Consider the following 17,004-nt stretch of genomic DNA (forward strand, 5'->3'; position numbering starts at 1 on the left):
TTACAGTACTAAATTAAATCTCGGAATATATAAAGAAATTAACGATTTTTAGGAGGCAGACCATGAATAGTGATTTCACTCTTGCCATTCATAGTTTAACTTATCTTGCGCTGCAGCCGGATCGGATGTCTACAAGTGATGCAATATCAGAGAGTGCCTGTGTCCATCCAGTTCGTATTCGTAAAGTGCTTAGTTTGTTAAAAAAGCATGGATTTATAAAATCGAAGGAAGGAACTGGTGGTGGATTTATTTTTGCTATAGATTTAAATGAAGTTAATCTATGGGATATTTATAGGATCACCTCTGAGGGGGCATTGCAGCCTAAGTGCCCAGAATCAAATGAAAAGTGTGTTGTTGGGGCAAATATGCAAAATGTTCTTTTTAATATTTTCTGTGGTGCCGAAAAACATCTTGGAGGATATTTAAAGCAATATACGATTAAGGACATTGTCGATCATATCAGATGATAAGTAAACAGCTACTAAAGTGAAGGCTATGCCTTCTTTTATCTGAAATGTAATAAAAAAAGTTACAGTTCATACTAAGTACTGTTACGATCACAAATTTTTAAATTGCAACTCTAAATAAGAAGGTGGAAAAAAAATGAACACAAATAATAATTCTATTTTAAAAACAGGTGACTGGGTTAAAGGTATATCAATGGGTGGTGAATTAGTTATAGGTTATGTTGAATCATTTAAAATTCATGATGAAATAGTAACTGTAAATGTAATAACTTCAGATAACAAAACGACTGTTGGGAAAACCATTCACATGCTAAATAAAAACGTTATGAAAATGCCTGATTCAAAAGTGACAAACAAAGAACAGATTCGCTTTCTAATTGACGTAGCCCTCTCAACGGGGGATGAGGATTGGTTTAATGAGCTATCTTCACAGTTAAACTCCATGAAGCAACTTGTTAATGGCGTAAAATAAAGTTTTATTAAACTAAAGTAAGGTTTAAATTAATAAGCATTTCTAAAGGTTGTCTATTTAGACAGCCTTTTTTTAGTTCAAAAATCAACATTTTAATTTAACAAAACCTTTAATTAACTTAAAAAACTTCCGATTAGACAGCCTTTCGTATATTAGAGACAAGCACCTTTTTTATACAAGTTTAAAACATAAAAAAACTGATCAAATCATCGACCAGTTTCAAATCATATTAATATTGAGTTAATTTATTCAATGGTGTTTGAATAATTAATGGTTTTTTTGCAGGATCTAACCATTTTAAAATGGATACTACATTTGTTTTAGATGTAGCCGTGCAGCCTGCAGTATATCCTGAAGTTCCAGCTATGTGAAAAAATATTGCACTACCTTTACCTGGGGTTCTCGCAGTATTATAGTTAATAACAAATCCATAATCATATTGAGAAATATTCATTTTTTCAGCAGTTTTCCATCTACCGTTATTTTCTGATGCCAATTGCCAAGTATTATATAATTTACTATTTGAATCATCTACAAAAACATCATTTGAAGTAATTTTACGATATGACATTTTAGTACCTGGATTTGAATATCTACCGAAAGCTGTTGTAATTGTATATTTCCCTTCAGGTGTTTCATAATCACCTTCATGTTTACTACTAATCATGCCGTTTTTACCGATCACGCCTGAATATGTATGAAGTTTTTTCCAACTAGTACCGCTTTTTTCAAATGTTTCAATTAAAACATTTCTTGTACTTTCATTTTCTGCTGACACAATGATTAATTGCTTTGAAGTACCTAAAGTTTTCATTTTATTTACGGTCGTTGCAGACACTGTAGTTGGGGCTTTTTTAATATATTTAGCAGAAACCCATCCAGTTTTTGTTCCACTTTTTATTTTATACCAAGATCCACTTGTGCTTGTAATCGTAACTTTCGCACCCTTTTTAAGTGTCCCAACTACTTTATAACTAGTACTAGGACCACTTCTTACATTTAAAACGGATGCAGTTACTGTACCACTTATCGTTGCAGCTTCCACAGTCTTAATTGAACTCGGAGTAGTATTTCCATAGAATAAACCTCCAGTTAAAATTGATAGTGCTAAAGTCGTTTTGCAAATACTTTTAATCATTAAATCAGCTCCATTGTAAAGTAAAACTATATTCGAGCCTTAATTATACATAACTAACCTTACATAATAAGGACATTTTTATTACAATTCAATTAGTTTTATAACATTTTTCTTAAAATTATAGAAATTATTAAAATTTTTTCGATACTATTTAAATTATAATCAATAATGACAAAAAAAGAAGCCAATTTTGAATTTGGCTTCTTTTTTATCTATTAATGTCCTACCATCATTGAAGATTTTGACTCGTCAAGATCTGCTTTTGAGGCATCTGTATTTTGCATTTTTGGTTTACGTAAGATAATTGCTAACAACGCTCCTACTAATGCGATTCCTGCTGCTAGTAAGAAAGTATCACCAAATGCTGAAATCATAGCATTTAATGGATTCGTTGTTTTTGTCATATAATCCTTTGTACTTGAAGTTAAAAATCCAGCCATACCTGCTACTGCAAATGATACCATTACTTGCTGTGCAGCTGCAGTTAAAGGAGTTACACGACTTACTAAATGTCTTGGTGCAGATTGTAATACATGTGTATTAATCGGCATCATTGATAATCCCATTCCAGCACCCATCATAGCAAGTGTTAACATAATAAATGTATTTGATGAGTCTACTGAGATTTTAGAGAAAATGAATAGTGCAGATGTGATAATTGTTAAACCAACTAACGCCATCGGTCTAGCACCAACTTTATCATACATTTTACCACCAATTGGCATCATTAATGCCGATGCTAATGCTTGTGGTAACATAATTAAGCCCGTTTCAAATGCACCATATTGTTTAACTGTTTGTAAAAATAATGGAACAATTAGGAAAGAACCAAATAAAGCAATTTGCATAATCCATGTAATTAAAATACTTCTAACAAAATCAGATGATTTAAATACTCGTAACTCAAGTAAAGGTTGCTTTTGGCGAAGTTCAACAAAGATGAAAAGTAATAATGCTACTCCACCAACAATTAAACCTGTTAATGTTCCTTTTGAAGTCCAGCTTGTTGAACTTTGACTAACACCGTATGCTAACATTGAAAAAGCAATTGGAGCAATAATAATTCCTAAGCCATCTAAAGCAGGAACTGATTTTGTTTCGAAATTAGGTAAGTATTTAACGCCAATTATCATTGCAATAATACCGATTGGTAAATTAATTAGGAAGATCCAATGCCAAGTAGAATACTCTACAAACCATCCTGAAATAACTGGACCTAATGCAGGTGCAAGTAACATTGGAATTCCAAGCATCCCCATAATTGACCCGATTTTTTCTGGTGGAGCTAATCTAAAGATAATCGCCATACCGATTGGTGCAACCATTCCTCCACCAACCCCTTGAATTACACGGAATAAAATTAATTGTTCAGGTGTTTGTGCAACCGAACAAAGCACTGAGCCGATTGTGAAAAACAAAATCGTAAATAAGAAAATTCTTTTTGCACCAAATCGATCAGACATCCAACCTGCAAGTGGTATTACAGCTGATAATGCTAATGTATATCCTGTAATCGTCCACTGCATTTTTGTTAAATCAGATTTAAAATATTCGGTAATGCCCGGTAATGCTACGTTTACTACCGTACTATCTAAAATAACCATGATCATACCTACGATTACTGCCATCATTGGACCAATAATCGTTTTTACGCTAAACGGCGTTTCAGCCGAATTTTGCTGATTATTCATATATTATCCCCATTCTTCTATATATTTTTTAAAAGCTGTATTGAAATTCGTTCAAATATTCTATTCTATTTATTAGTGCAAAAATCCATTTTATGATAAAAGTGAAATTTGAACAGAAAGTCTATCATACAAAAAAACAAATAAAATGTAAATAGTAATTGTCCTTATTCCAAAAACAGTACTCACAATAAGTACAGTATATGTGAATTATATGTCCATTTCAAGTTTAATTTTTATTATTTTTATTGAATTTTTTGTAAACCCATTTTGTTTTCTACAACCAGAAAGTTTTTAAATTACTTTAAATTAAACAAATAAAAAATAGCCCTTATGATTCTATTCACAGGGCTATTTTTTAATCACATTATTTTAATTATTTATTTTTAACATACTTCATCATTAGATGTGCAATTGTATGTTGCTCTTGTTCATCTGCAACTTCCCAAAGGTCTTTTAAAATTTGTTCTTCTGCATTTTTTGGTTCAACTTCATTTGCTAAGTAATTTCCTAAGCGATATGCCATTTCAGAAATAGCACCTTCACCAACACCTTTTTCACCTGTTGCATCTAAACGATCACCTAAAAAATCTTTCCATTGATCCCAGTTATCTAAAATTGACATCGTTTTCACCTCATAAAATTAGTTGTTGAAGATTACATAAATACTATTTGCATTTTTTGAAGTAATTATGTATGAATTATTATCCGGGTAATATTATCAGAAAATTAAAATAAAAGAGCTGATTTCATTTTGTGAAATTAGCTCTTTTATTTATTTTATTTTTTATTATCGTTCATAAAAAATATCGCTAAAGTACCAGGTCCTGCATGAGCACCTATAGCAGACCCAATTGAATTAATGACAAATTCCTTACATCCAAATGTCTCTGCCAAAGCATTTTTAATTTCGATTGCTTTATCTAGATCGTCACCGTGAGAAATACCAATTAATTGAGTTGATAAATTTGTCCCACGAGATTCCATAATTTCAAGAATTCTTTTTATCAATTTTTTAGAACCTCTTATTTTTTCAAGTGGAATTAACTTTCCGTCTTCAACGTGTAATATAGGTTTAATATTTAATAAATTGCCTACAAAACCAGCCACTTTACTCAAGCGACCTCCACGCACCAAATATTGAAGGTCATCTACTGTAAAAATATGTTCAATATGTTGAATGCTATGTATTATCTTATTAACAACCTCTTCTTTTGTAACTCCATTCATCGCAAGTTTTGCAGCATTAACAGCTATTAGCCCTTGTCCGATTGATGCACTTTTTGTATCAAATATCTCTAAATCAAAATCAGGAAATTCCTCGTCAAACTCATTTTTTACCATTACTGCTGATTGATATGTACCTGAAAGTTCAGAAGAAAAAGCAATATAAATACATGGTATATTTTCCTTTGCATATTTAACGAAAGTATTATAAATATACTCATACGAAGGAAGAGACGTTTTAAATACTTTTCCATTACGCATTTCATTAAATAACGTCTTTGAATCCAATGTTAAACCATCAAAATATTCTTTTTCATCTTCTGAATAAACTCGTAATGGAATGACATCAATATTATATTGTTCAATAATATCTTTTGGTAAATCTGCCGCACTATCAGTAATTATTTTTAAATTCATCTAATCATACCTCTATTTCAAAAAATTGGTTTATTCTATTTAAATTGATAAACTCTATTTTCTCACAAAATGCTTTACAAAAAAAACAAAATGTTTTAATTTAATTTTAATAATAATATTTGCCATTAACAAATTTATACCTTCTTTTTTTCGTATTCTTCACAAAAAATTAGTAATTTACCATTCGAACTTTTTATTTGGATAATAGCCATATCGATATTCTAACTGTTCTTTTTCATATTCACTTCTTTTATTGCGCAGTGCATAAATAATTAAAATTGCTCCGAATACTTGCACCCAGCTACCAACAAGTAATAAATCTTCACCTAAAATAATTTTATCACGTAGTAATGCCGCATTTGCAATGCCGTCTATTAACGCGCCTAAACCGATTAATTGATTGCCATATGCCTCAATTTTATCTAGTTGCGTCCCCTCGCTATATGCTGCAGTTGTTTCAATTTGAGCACCAATTGATTGAATGACACCTCCGAGAGCGTTTAATCTAAAACCTTCTCTTTCCATTCCTTCAATTTCTAAATGTGTTGCAAATGTATTTGTACCATTTCCAATTGCTTGAATCCAAGCACCAATCATCATCATTAATTCAAATTCTATTTCTTTTTCATTTTCATTTTCTTCTTTTGCTCTCTTATATAATTTTTCTCTTCCAATAGCTTGAATGGAGTTCCCAAATGCTTCGATTGCATTACCTTTAGCGAATAAACTTCTACCAAAGTTTTCACTTACGATTTTTGTACTTGAAATACCAACAGCCGCCGTTGATGTACCAAATAATAAAAAATAAGCACCGATTAGGGGTAAATCATCAACTATATCCCTCAATTTGGCACCTCCATTCAAACAGTATTTAAATTAGTTTATTCAACTTTTGATTTAATTGACAATTAATATTGTTTTGATTAATATAATAACAATTAATATTTCGAAATTTAAAAGCTATGAAGAGAAAAGTAGTAAAGCTAAAATTATTTACAGAGAGCTCCTGAATGCTGAAAAAGGAGTAATAATCAACTTTATGAAAAAAGACTTGGAGCTTCGTATGGAACTAAAGTTCACTTTAGAGATGGTACGACGGGTTCTCCCGTTATAGAGATAGGGTATATGCATTCGTGCCGTACCTAAATAAGGTTGGTATGGTAACATATCAATAAACTGGGGTGGTACCACGAAGTTAACAAACTCTCGTCCTCAAGATGATTAAATCTTGGGGGTGGGAGTTTTTTTATTTGCAATTAAAAGGTTAAAAAACAAATAATTTCGAGGTGATAACATGCATTGGGCATATAAAATCGCAAATCAATTAATTGAAAAATATCCAAATAAAGAAACTTATGTATGTGCATCTGGTATAAGCCCATCTGGGTCTGTTCATATTGGAAATTTTCGTGAGATCATTACAACTTATTTTGTTGTAAAAGCTTTAAATAATTTAGGTAAAAAAACAAGATTTATCTTTTCTTGGGATGATTTTGATCGTTTTAGGAAGGTCCCGAATAATATCGATCCAACTTTTCATCATTTTATTGGTAAAGCCTATTCAAATATCCCTGACCCATTTGGCTGTCACTCAACATTCGCTGAACACTTTGAAAAGGAATTTGAACATTCCTTATCTGAACTAGGAATTGAAGTTGAGTTTATTTATCAAAGTCAAGAATACAAATCAGGTAGATACAATGTTGACATTATACACGCTCTTGAAAAAAGAAAAGAAATTTATGATATTTTAATTAAGTTCAAAACAAGTGTTCCAAATGAACGAGAACGTAATGATTTTTACCCGATTACTCTATATTGTGAAAGCTGCAAAAAAGATGATACTACAATTACCCGCTACAATGAGGAACTAAAAATTTTAGATTATCAATGTAAATGTGGATTTTCAAATCAATTATCTGTAGAAGTTGCAAACAATATTAAACTAAACTGGAAGATTGATTGGGCTATGAGATGGATGAAAGAAGACGTTGTATTTGAACCTGGTGGAAGAGATCATTCATCTGAAACAGGAAGTTACAATGTTTCAAAAGAAATTGCTAAGGCCATATTTGACTATGACGCACCTCATTATACACCTTATGAGTTTATAGGAATAAAAGGTCAAAATCAAAAAATGTCTAGCTCCTCTGGAAATTTAATAACCCCAGCTGAGTTATTAGAAATCTATTTACCAGAAGTTATTCTCTTTATGTTTGCTAAATATAAACCAACTGCAGCATTTAATATTGGTCTAGATGAAGATGTGATTAAAAACTATTCAGAATTTGAACGGTATCAATCAAATTATATTGACAAATCTTTACAAGATCTAGATATTTGTCAATCGGTCGAATTTGCACATTTTGGCATAATTAATAAAAAACATCCAAAGTTTAATCATGTTGCTAGCATACTACCACTCGTTAATTACAATGTAGATCTATTACAAGACATATTTGTTCATAATGGAGAAAACTACTCAGCAAAAGAAATAGAGAAAATTAGTCAGATGGCTGAATACTGGATTAAAAATTACTATCCACAAAAAAATATCATTGTAAACGACAAACAAGCTATTGAGTTTTATCATTCTTTAACTGAAGAACAGCAATATTGGTTGAAAAATTTATGTGACTATCTATTAAATAACAAGCACCAAGATCAAACTGAATTAATGACAGAATTATATTCGATTTGTTATCATGACGACAAAAAAGTGATGAAAGCAAACCAAAAAACTTTTTTCACAATGATCTATCAGCTCGTTTTAAATAGAACAAGTGGACCACCTATTCCATTGTTGTTTCAAGCAGTGAATAAAATTCAACTAATCAACTTATTAAACTTCAACGAAGGTTAATCTATAAGGTAGTAAAAATAAAAATGGACTCAGGTATATACAATCTGAGTCCCATTTTAATAAATTATTATTGAATGCGATTTTTAAATGCTTCTTCTGTCACAATATAATCTTCTTCTCGATCTTCATGTTTACGGTCTTCAGGGGCGACTAGTGATCCTTTTGGATGAGTTGGTTCATGACCTTTTTTCTTATGATTAAAGCTTTTACCTCTTGCCATTATAAAAACCTCCTTAGTTAAATCATCATTAATAATATGAGTATTTCAACTTTAACTTATAGATGGTAGATTATTACAAGGAAGAATTTTATTAAGTTGTTTTTTGATGATATGATAATAAAAAGGACTTAATAAGTTGAGGTAAATGATGAAAAAAGAAATTGCAATCAGTATTTCAAATCAGATTAAAAATTGGATGGTTTCAAATAATTCTTTATTTAATATTGAGGAAATACCAACAACTTTAAATACGTTACAAAATTTTCAACAATGGACAAACGGTAAACCTATTGTTTTTGCCTTTCACTTAAGTAAAGTAGAAGAAGAAAGCTATTATTTACTATTAATCGACTGGCATCGCAATGAAAATTTTTATTTAGTCATATATGTTGAAAATAAATCTACAACCGCTGCAGAAATAAGAGAAATTCGTGAGCAAGATGGTCAATTATTTTTAGTTTGGAAATACAATCCATTAAAACGGGATGGTAAAAACGCTGAACGAAAAGCTTATTTTAAACAAGTATTTGGTTCACTTCAAGTAGAAATACCAATTCCGAGTACTTCTGTTGAAGTTGAACGATTTTTTAATGATCTCTACAAATTATGTAGAAACCGTCAAACAGCTGACCGAATTATCGATCTATATGATTTTTAAATTAAAATTTTGATTTTTGAACTAAAAAATGAGGTTGTCTAATTAGACAACCTTTAAGAAACTTATTCAACTCGGATTTCAGTACTATATAAAGAAAAAGCCCCTGATTTCCAAAATTGATAGATAGAGTCCCTAACTTCCTGTTCCTCTACAACTTGAGAATCCTTTTAAAATTTTCCGTCCAGATACATATAATCTAAATATTGTTCAGTTGTCCCTTCTTTCATATGTAAGATTATATCGTCCACTAGTCATTTAAAACTCTTGTTTCACTAACTCTAATTTTTTCTTTCTTTCATTAATGATGCGAAAAGTATAGATCAAGCTAAATACAATTAATAAGATTACTACTACTGCTATAAAAAAATATAAATTCTTCATCTCTATTCCCTTTGTATTGGCTGATGATTTTGAAGTATTTTTATTAATTATACATATGTGGTTAATCTTTGTAACTTGGTGGAATTTGCACTTTTTATTTTGGAACCCAGACAATCTCAACGTCAAAAAAATGGAAATTAAGTATAACTAACGTTCATTCTCAACCGAAAGATAACCAAAACAACCCTAGTCCAATTTGAACTAGGTTTGTTTTGAAAATATTATATCGTTATAACAAAATTATTTTTTTCTCTTATATGTACTCTAAACATTAACGGAGTTTTGAAACCTAGCACCTTTTTTTAATAAAAGAGGAGTTATCATAAAACCGATAATCATACCTGCCAGGTGACCAGTCAAACTTGTCGACGGGATAATTAACGAAGATAGTAATCCAATTCCTAAAAATGTTATGACAAACTTACGATCATCTGAAAAGAGCATCTTTTTTCTAAATAATGTAATAAACAAATACATTCCTAAAAAAGCATAGCCAACACCTGATGCACCTGTCTCAACTGTATTAGGTGTATAGTTAAAATTAATAATAAGGCCTGTAAGAATAACCGATAATAAATAAAATAGTAAAAATTTAACTGAACCTAACGCTCTTTCTAATGGTCTTCCTAAAATAATCATAAAGGTCATATTCATAAAAAAATGAGCGTAGCTTCCGTGCATAAATGCATAAGTAAAAAGTCTCCATATTTCACCTTGTTTTACTAGTTCGTGCTCATACCCACCTAAATTGATGATATTTTCGATTGTATATCCACCTAAAAATGTCGTAATGATCGCTAATATAGTACATAAACCAACCATAATAGTTGTGATTGGATATTTCCTAATAAACGTTTTGAAGTCTTCTGTCACCAAAAACATCAATCTTCATCCCTTCTTGGAGCTATTATCAAGTTGTTATTTATATTTTCTATTACTTAATTCGACATTTTTCTGTAAATTCCTATTCTCAAATTAAAAAAACATACAAAATTTAGAGAATAGAAATTACAGGATAAAGGTTTGATCTTTTCGGCCCTATTCATTTGTTAATATTAAAGGAAGGTATTTTTGAATGATTTTTAATGGGGTAGAAGTATTAATATATTTTGCACTTGTAAAAACTGCTACTAATTGATTTTTTGGCGAAATAATGATAAATTGCCCTCCATAACCAATGGCAAAATAAATCGTTGAATCAAGTTCCATTAACTCTTTATTTTCAAGCACCCACCAATGGTATGCATATGAACCAACATGCGGATATGTATGGTACTTCGCTTTTGTTGATTTTTCAATCCACTCACTTGAAATAATCTGTCTATTATTCCATTTTCCTTTTTGCATCATTAAAATCCCAAGCTTTAGTAGATCATCTGTCGTTAAACTTAAACCAAATCCACCAATATTTATTCCTTTTGAATCTTCATGCCAAATAAACTCTTTTATTCCTAACGGATCAAATAACATACTTTTTGCGAAAGAAGATAGTTTTTCATTTGTTACCAACTGAATAATTGCACTTAATACTTGTGATGCTCCAGAATCATAAATCATTTTTTCACCTGGATTATTAACCATTTCTTTTTCAAGTACATATTGTATCCAGTCTTTACTATTAATCATTGGAAATGGACGCCCACCCCATTCGCCCCACTCTTGCCAATCATATCCAGGTGTCATTGTTAGCAAATGTTCGATCGTAATTTCTCGTTTTTTCTCTTCGATATTTGGAAAGTATTTAGAAATTGGTACATCTACACTTTCTATAAATCCTTTATCTATTGCAATTCCTATTAACATCGATAAAACACTTTTCGTAACGGAATTAATTTTGAATAATTTTGTTTCGCTTTTTAAATTTTTATAAAAATGATATTTAATTTCTCCATTTTGATAAATAAGGCAAGTAGAAATGCGTTCTTTTGTTAATTCATTTTCGAATTTTACATAATTCATAGAATTTGTTTTCAAATCATTTCTCCTTTAAAATTGATTTATTAATTTCCTTCTATTTTAATCATTAATTCTAAATATGTATATTTTTCATAACTTCAATTCAATTTTATAAACTTAGTACCCTTTAAAACAAAATCGAGCTGCGATCGCAACTCTGAAATGATTTATTTAATATCTTTTATATTTTCTTTTTAATTGATCTTTAATCAAAACATGTTTCTTTTTTAGGATTTTGATAATATTCAAACATTAATTCTAATTGAGCAGCAGTATTTCGATTGAGGGAAAGGTCTGGTAAGTACTCTTGATCAAAGAAACCAATATCACTTGTTTCTGTTCCAGTAGAGGCATTACCCCCAACAATTTCACATTGTATAAATAATTTGTAGTAGTGATATGAATGTGGTGGATGGTCATGCTTTGTCATGTCTAAAACTGCTAGTAGTTTCTTCACTTTAACCTCATAGCCTGATTCTTCATAAATTTCTTTAACTACATTTTCCGAAGCTGATAATCCAACGTCACAAAAACCACCTGGTAAAGACCATTTATTTTCTAGCTTTTCTTTTACTAATAATATTTTGCCATTTTTAAATACGACACCTCTAACATCAAGCTTTGGTGTTGGATACCCCCGTTCATTACGAAACAATCCCTCGATTTCTTCAATTTGTAATTCTGAATAATGATTTAAAATATCAGCACTTATATGTCTTAGTTCTTCATACCTTTCTTTATCAAAAACATCTTTCGTAAAGGTCAATCCTGCTTGAGAAATTGCTTGGATTCTCTGTGCCCATTCTAGCCATTTTATACTAATAGGAATCCACTTCCTTTTCTACTAATAGGTAGTCTTATTAACAATCTATACTTTGTCCTAACTTTAGTTTACGCATAATTGCTTCTCTTTGACTTACTAAATGCCTATATAAAAAAAGAAAGCTCTAAAACCTTAGAGCTTTCAGACTGCCCGCCAAACGTTCGCTTTCTTCGTTGCTTCTACTGTTAAGCGGTGCTCAATACCGCAAAGTGTAACTCCGCTCCTCACCAGGCTTCGCGCCTCGAAAGACAAGCGCTTGCAATCAGTCTGAAAATCAAATTTTTGTACTTTGTCTATATTTAAATGATTGAATCTTCCATCGTTAAAACAACGGGACAATGGTCACTACCCATAATGTGGGAGTGAATTTCTGAATTTATTAGCTCATTTTGAAGTCTATTTGAAATAATAAAATAATCAATACGCCATCCAATATTTCGTTCACGGACTTTTGCCATATAAGACCACCAACTATATGAACCTTCTTTAGTTGGATTTAAAAATCGAAAGCTGTCAGTAAAGCCACTTTCTAATATTGCTGTCATTTTACCACGTTCTTCTTCCGTAAAGCCAGAATTCGTACGATTTGATTTTGGATTTGCCAAATCGATTTCATTATGTGCGACATTTAAGTCCCCGCATAAAATGACAGGTTTTTGTTCATCGAGCTTATTTAAGTAGTTTTTAAAATCATCTTCCCATTTTAATCTTATTGGTAATCTGGCTAAATCTCGCTGAGAATTAGGCGTATAAACATTTACCATATAAAATTTCTCGAATTCTAAGGTTAATACCCTTCCTTCTTGATCTTCTTCTTTACCGTTAAATCCAAAACTTACATTTAAAGGTTTATGTTTCGTAAAAATTGCAGTACCTGAATAACCCTTTCGTACTGCAGAATGCCAAAATTGATAATAACCCGCTAATTCCAACGTTATTTGATCTTCTTGGCACTTCGTTTCTTGTATACAAAATAGATCCGCTTTTTGTTCATTAAAATAATCTAAAAATCCCTTTTGCACACATGCTCTTATTCCGTTTACATTCCAAGATATTAATTTCATACTTTTTTCTCCAATTTAGGTTTAAGTTTCGGTTTTACTAATGACGGCAACTAAAAAAGCAATAACAAATCACAACTTGTCTATCATATTTTTATATTCATCCGATACTGATTTAAAATTATCCATTATATCAAGCAATGCATCTTTAACGGATGTTTTGCTTAGGTAGTAATTTATCGAAGTTGAATTCAATATCTAAATCCTCATTGTCAATCTTGATAAATTCAACAAACGATAATACATCTTCAATACTAAATACTTCCTAATTAGACGATTTATTAATATGATTAATTGTTTCAATTAGTTTACTAATCTCTGTTTTAATCTTCACAACGTCATATGAAAGTAAATCTGTTTCAAGCTTACTGCGTTCGTCTTCTAGTTGTTCAATCTTCCTTGAGATAGCCTTCTTGACCTGTTCTGACGATTCAATAAGTTGTTGGATAAGTGTATCCACATTCGCCTCTATCTCATTTATTCGAGTTCGCAAATCCTGTTTATTTTTATCTAATCGATTTAACCTGTCCCCTAGTAGACTAATAGAATAACCAATCCATTTGATTAAATCGGTTTTCCTACTATTAAGTATTTTATGCAGTTCTCCTTCACAATACAATACCTTTTATGTAGATCATTCCAATATTGAAACGCGAATTTTTTTTTTAGAAACCCTACCACTTTTTTATTTGTTATACACTCTAATTATAGTAAATAATACCATAATAATTTTTTGGAGGCATACACATGAAAAAGTTATTTGTTACTTTGCTCTCGTTATCACTTGTGATAACAATTTTCATTCCATTTTTACACAATACAAATAAGCAGGTTTCTGCTGAAGAAAATAACACTTCAATTAAAACGGAAACTCTCCCAGCACAAGAGTTATTTACTGATGAAGAGGCTTTGAAGTCAGTTAATGAAGGATTGGTAAATAAGGTTACTTTTGAAATTGGCAGCTAAGTCATAGTTTCAAAAGAAGAGCCTGGAGTTGAAATTGGGGTTACAGAGATTGGTGACTTACAAATTAATGTTTCAAACGAAGAAGTTTTAAATGATTTAATCGAAAATGGTGCTATCGAACCAGTAGAAGGTGAAAATGTCCTTGTTTATACAGTTGTTATTAAAGAAGACCAAATTGACGCCTATCTCGATCAGGAAGTGGCTCCTATTGTAATTAAACCTATGTGGGGAAATGGGCTTTACGTTAAAAGCAAAGGAACTTCTTACGGTAATGGAGAAATCATACGAATGAGTACTTACAAAGGTAAGAGTAAAGCTACAATGACTATCTCTGAGTCTCGGGATATTGAAGTTTCTGGAACTGCGGGTTTACCTATCAAAACTATTGCTACTGAATTAGGAATTACATATAAAAAAAGCTATACTATTTCTGACTCTTACGAAATAAACGTACCATCAGGTAAAACTTATCGTATCACTGCTAAAGACTATTTGAAAATATATTCATTCGAAGTCTGGAATGATCCTTGGATTGGGTCTGACACAAAAGAATCCAGTGGTAAATATAAGCGACCAGTTGGGATTTCTTTTACCTATTCTAGTATTTAAAAAATAATAAAACTAATTCTGTTCCCAATTAAGGATGGATATAGGGTTAGTTTTATATTATTAAAAATTGTATATTATTTCGTAGAGTGCAGTAATAAAAAAGACAGAAAAGGAATTCAATCCTAATCTGTCTTTATTTTTGTTTTTTTATTGCTTTTCTTCGGTTTCACTAATGATGAACGATAATCAAACTGGTGTATTTGCCCATGATAAATTGAAGTTTTCTCATATAACTCTTCAAATGATGAGATCTCATATTCATTCGTTAAATGAAGAAATATTTTCGCACACGCTTCAGCATCCGCTAATGCATGGTGATGATGATCTAATAAAACACCGAATTGAGTTGATAAAGTATCTAATGAATATCGGGATTGTTTTGGTAATACCTTCTTAGCAAGCTGCAGTGAACATAGTAAATTATTTAAAGCTGAAGGTATACCATATCTTGATAAATTATCTTTTAATGCATATCCATCAAATGGTAGATTATGTGCTACTAATGTTTTCCCTTCAATTTTATCTTTAATCGTTTCATAAAATTCTGGGAAAAGAGGTGCATCTTGTACATCTCTTGGTCTAATTCCGTGAACAGAAATATTCATCGAATAAAATTCTTCTTCGGGATTAATTAAAGAGTAAACTTGGTCAACAATTACTCCCTCTTCAACAAATACAAAACCGGCAGCACAAATGCTATGTCGATTATAATTTGCCGTTTCAAAATCAAACGCTACAAATGATTTCATATTATATAACTTCCTCTATTTAAATGATAAATCTATTATAAGCTTTTTTATAAAAAGATGCATTTTTATAATAACGTAAAAAGTTCACATTTTCGCCATAATTTATTGTACAATAATAAGATTAATAGTCTATTAGTTAGTAAGAATCAAAGGATGTTGAAAATGAATTTTGTAAAATTGATAGTTCAAATAAGCTTTCTTTACTTATTATTTTTTATTGGAAATATAATTCAGCAACAATTTCATCTGATTATTCCGGGAAGTATTATTGGTATGTTGTTATTATTTTGCTTACTATTTATACCAGTCTTTAACGAAAAATGGATTGGAAGTGGTAGTAATTTTTTAAGTAAACACTTAACGCTTTTGTTTATTCCAGCTACTGTAGGAATAATGAATTATTCTTCCATATTAAATTTTCACGGTTTAATTTCTATTATAATTGTATTAATTAGTACAGCAGTTGTATTTACTATTACTGCAAGCATTAGTTCGTATCTTACTTCGAGAGCCCATAAAAAACAAACAAATGATTTATTAATTGGGAGGGATACGAATGAAGGACATTAAAAGTTTGCTATTTATCCTCTTAACCATTTTATGTTATATTCTTGCAAAAAAAATGTACGCTAAATTCACTTACTCGTTAATGATTCCAATCGTTACCTCTACTACAGTTATTATCATAATTCTTGTAAATCTTCATATTACTTATGAATCGTATATGCTTGGAGGAAAATGGATTAATTTACTTTTAGGTCCTGCTGTTGTTTCTTTTGCCTATCCACTTTACGAGCATCGTTCAACATTAAAGAAACATTGTCTTTCAATAATAGTTAGTGTATTTGCAGGAACAGTTGTCGGTTTACTTTCAGGTGTATACTTATCACTATGGCTCGGATTAAAAAAAATCATCCTGCTTTCTTTGGCAGCAAAATCAGTTACTACCCCTTTAGCAATGGGGATTACTTCAATTATTGGTGGGATTCCTTCTTTAACTGTAGTCTATGTAATGGTTGCTGGTATTTCAGGATCGATGTTTGGCCCTTTTATTCTATCAAAGCTTAAAATAGATCACCCTGTTGCAATTGGAGCTTCATATGGAATCGCATCGCACGGAGTAGGTACAGCCAAAGCATCAGAATATGGAAAAATTGAACAAGCAATAAGTTCAATTGCAATGACGCTTAGTGCGATATTCGCCTCTATTCTTATTCCATTTTTCATAAAATTAATACTAAAATAAGACTTCCCACAAGGTATTATTTTCCTTGTGGGATATTTTTTGATTTTTACAGAAAAGTATTTT

Annotated in this window: 20 protein-coding genes and 1 other annotated feature; of the genes, 8 read left to right on the top strand and 12 right to left on the bottom strand. The window is 30.8% G+C overall.

Annotated elements, in window-relative coordinates; genetic code table 11:
- Nucleotides 1-62 precede the first annotated feature (62 nt).
- On the top strand, nt 63-467 hold the full coding sequence (locus tag AN960_RS02265; protein ID WP_056466181.1) for an RrF2 family transcriptional regulator: 405 nt from the start codon (nt 63-65) through the stop codon (nt 465-467).
- Nucleotides 468-603: 136 nt separating this feature from the next.
- Nucleotides 604-939 (top strand): IDEAL domain-containing protein, encoded by a 336-nt coding sequence (locus tag AN960_RS02270; RefSeq protein ID WP_056466183.1) that lies wholly within the window; start codon nt 604-606, stop codon nt 937-939.
- A gap of 229 nt (nt 940-1,168) precedes the next feature.
- Here the strand turns inward: AN960_RS02270 and AN960_RS02275 are convergent, their stop codons facing one another.
- From AN960_RS02275 to AN960_RS02295, 5 genes are all read right to left on the bottom strand, one after another.
- Entirely contained in the window at nt 1,169-2,077 is a 909-nt protein-coding gene (locus tag AN960_RS02275; RefSeq protein WP_082459325.1) for an SH3 domain-containing protein, read from the bottom strand.
- Between the two features lie 215 nt (nt 2,078-2,292).
- On the bottom strand, nt 2,293-3,768 hold the full coding sequence (locus tag AN960_RS02280) for an MDR family MFS transporter (RefSeq protein WP_056466186.1): 1,476 nt from the start codon (nt 3,766-3,768) through the stop codon (nt 2,293-2,295).
- Between the two features lie 373 nt (nt 3,769-4,141).
- Nucleotides 4,142-4,390 (bottom strand): DUF3243 domain-containing protein, encoded by a 249-nt coding sequence (locus tag AN960_RS02285; protein ID WP_056466188.1) that lies wholly within the window; start codon nt 4,388-4,390, stop codon nt 4,142-4,144.
- 155 nt (nt 4,391-4,545) lie between these two features.
- Nucleotides 4,546-5,409, bottom strand: a complete 864-nt coding sequence (locus AN960_RS02290) for a DegV family protein (RefSeq protein ID WP_056466192.1) — start codon at nt 5,407-5,409, stop codon at nt 4,546-4,548.
- A 177-nt stretch (nt 5,410-5,586) separates the two neighbouring features.
- A complete protein-coding gene (locus tag AN960_RS02295; protein WP_056466195.1) occupies nt 5,587-6,255 on the bottom strand; it encodes a DUF6944 family repetitive protein in 669 nt (222 codons plus the stop codon).
- Between the two features lie 107 nt (nt 6,256-6,362).
- Nucleotides 6,363-6,626 (top strand) — a binding site (T-box leader).
- A 77-nt stretch (nt 6,627-6,703) separates the two neighbouring features.
- Between AN960_RS02295 and lysS the strand changes: the two genes are divergently transcribed.
- Nucleotides 6,704-8,272 (top strand): lysine--tRNA ligase, encoded by a 1,569-nt coding sequence (gene lysS / locus AN960_RS02300; protein WP_056466198.1) that lies wholly within the window; start codon nt 6,704-6,706, stop codon nt 8,270-8,272.
- A gap of 67 nt (nt 8,273-8,339) precedes the next feature.
- Here lysS and AN960_RS24745 read toward each other — a convergent pair whose 3' ends face one another.
- On the bottom strand, nt 8,340-8,492 hold the full coding sequence (locus AN960_RS24745; RefSeq protein WP_165347078.1) for a hypothetical protein: 153 nt from the start codon (nt 8,490-8,492) through the stop codon (nt 8,340-8,342).
- Nucleotides 8,493-8,640: 148 nt separating this feature from the next.
- Here AN960_RS24745 and AN960_RS02305 point away from each other — a divergent pair, with 148 nt between their 5' ends.
- Nucleotides 8,641-9,150 (top strand): hypothetical protein, encoded by a 510-nt coding sequence (locus AN960_RS02305; protein ID WP_056466201.1) that lies wholly within the window; start codon nt 8,641-8,643, stop codon nt 9,148-9,150.
- Between the two features lie 645 nt (nt 9,151-9,795).
- Here the strand turns inward: AN960_RS02305 and AN960_RS02310 are convergent.
- From AN960_RS02310 to AN960_RS24305, 5 genes are all read right to left on the bottom strand, one after another.
- Nucleotides 9,796-10,413 carry a rhomboid family intramembrane serine protease gene (locus AN960_RS02310; protein ID WP_056466203.1) on the bottom strand — a complete coding sequence of 206 codons (618 nt, stop codon included), beginning with the start codon at nt 10,411-10,413 and terminating at the stop codon, nt 9,796-9,798.
- Nucleotides 10,414-10,569: 156 nt separating this feature from the next.
- Entirely contained in the window at nt 10,570-11,505 is a 936-nt protein-coding gene (locus tag AN960_RS02315) for a serine hydrolase domain-containing protein (protein ID WP_056466206.1), read from the bottom strand.
- Nucleotides 11,506-11,692: 187 nt separating this feature from the next.
- Complete coding sequence (locus tag AN960_RS02320; RefSeq protein WP_056466209.1) at nt 11,693-12,310, bottom strand: NUDIX hydrolase; 618 nt, start codon at nt 12,308-12,310, stop codon at nt 11,693-11,695.
- A 299-nt stretch (nt 12,311-12,609) separates the two neighbouring features.
- Nucleotides 12,610-13,374, bottom strand: coding sequence for an exodeoxyribonuclease III (locus AN960_RS02325; protein WP_056466212.1), 765 nt, complete (start codon nt 13,372-13,374; stop codon nt 12,610-12,612).
- A gap of 262 nt (nt 13,375-13,636) precedes the next feature.
- Entirely contained in the window at nt 13,637-13,831 is a 195-nt protein-coding gene (locus tag AN960_RS24305; protein WP_156339594.1) for a hypothetical protein, read from the bottom strand.
- Nucleotides 13,832-14,118: 287 nt separating this feature from the next.
- Between AN960_RS24305 and AN960_RS02335 the strand changes: the two genes are divergently transcribed.
- Both AN960_RS02335 and AN960_RS02340 read left to right on the top strand, forming a co-directional pair.
- Nucleotides 14,119-14,337, top strand: a complete 219-nt coding sequence (locus tag AN960_RS02335; protein ID WP_056466219.1) for a hypothetical protein — start codon at nt 14,119-14,121, stop codon at nt 14,335-14,337.
- 288 nt (nt 14,338-14,625) lie between these two features.
- Nucleotides 14,626-14,946, top strand: coding sequence for a hypothetical protein (locus AN960_RS02340; RefSeq protein WP_156339595.1), 321 nt, complete (start codon nt 14,626-14,628; stop codon nt 14,944-14,946).
- A gap of 122 nt (nt 14,947-15,068) precedes the next feature.
- On the opposite strand, the gene AN960_RS02345 is transcribed toward AN960_RS02340, so the two are convergent.
- Nucleotides 15,069-15,695 (bottom strand): 3'-5' exonuclease, encoded by a 627-nt coding sequence (locus AN960_RS02345; RefSeq protein ID WP_082459326.1) that lies wholly within the window; start codon nt 15,693-15,695, stop codon nt 15,069-15,071.
- 162 nt (nt 15,696-15,857) lie between these two features.
- On the opposite strand from AN960_RS02345, the gene AN960_RS02350 reads away from it, so the two are divergent.
- Together AN960_RS02350 and AN960_RS02355 are read left to right on the top strand one after the other, a co-directional pair.
- Complete coding sequence (locus tag AN960_RS02350) at nt 15,858-16,265, top strand: CidA/LrgA family protein (RefSeq protein WP_056466225.1); 408 nt, start codon at nt 15,858-15,860, stop codon at nt 16,263-16,265.
- Complete coding sequence (locus AN960_RS02355) at nt 16,252-16,941, top strand: LrgB family protein (protein WP_056466230.1); 690 nt, start codon at nt 16,252-16,254, stop codon at nt 16,939-16,941. The genes AN960_RS02350 and AN960_RS02355 overlap by 14 nt, the downstream gene beginning before the upstream one ends.
- Nucleotides 16,942-17,004 lie beyond the last annotated feature (63 nt).

The sequence above is a fragment of the Bacillus sp. FJAT-25509 genome, assembly GCF_001420605.1.
In the GTDB taxonomy this organism is placed as follows: domain Bacteria; phylum Bacillota; class Bacilli; order Bacillales; family Bacillaceae_G; genus Gottfriedia.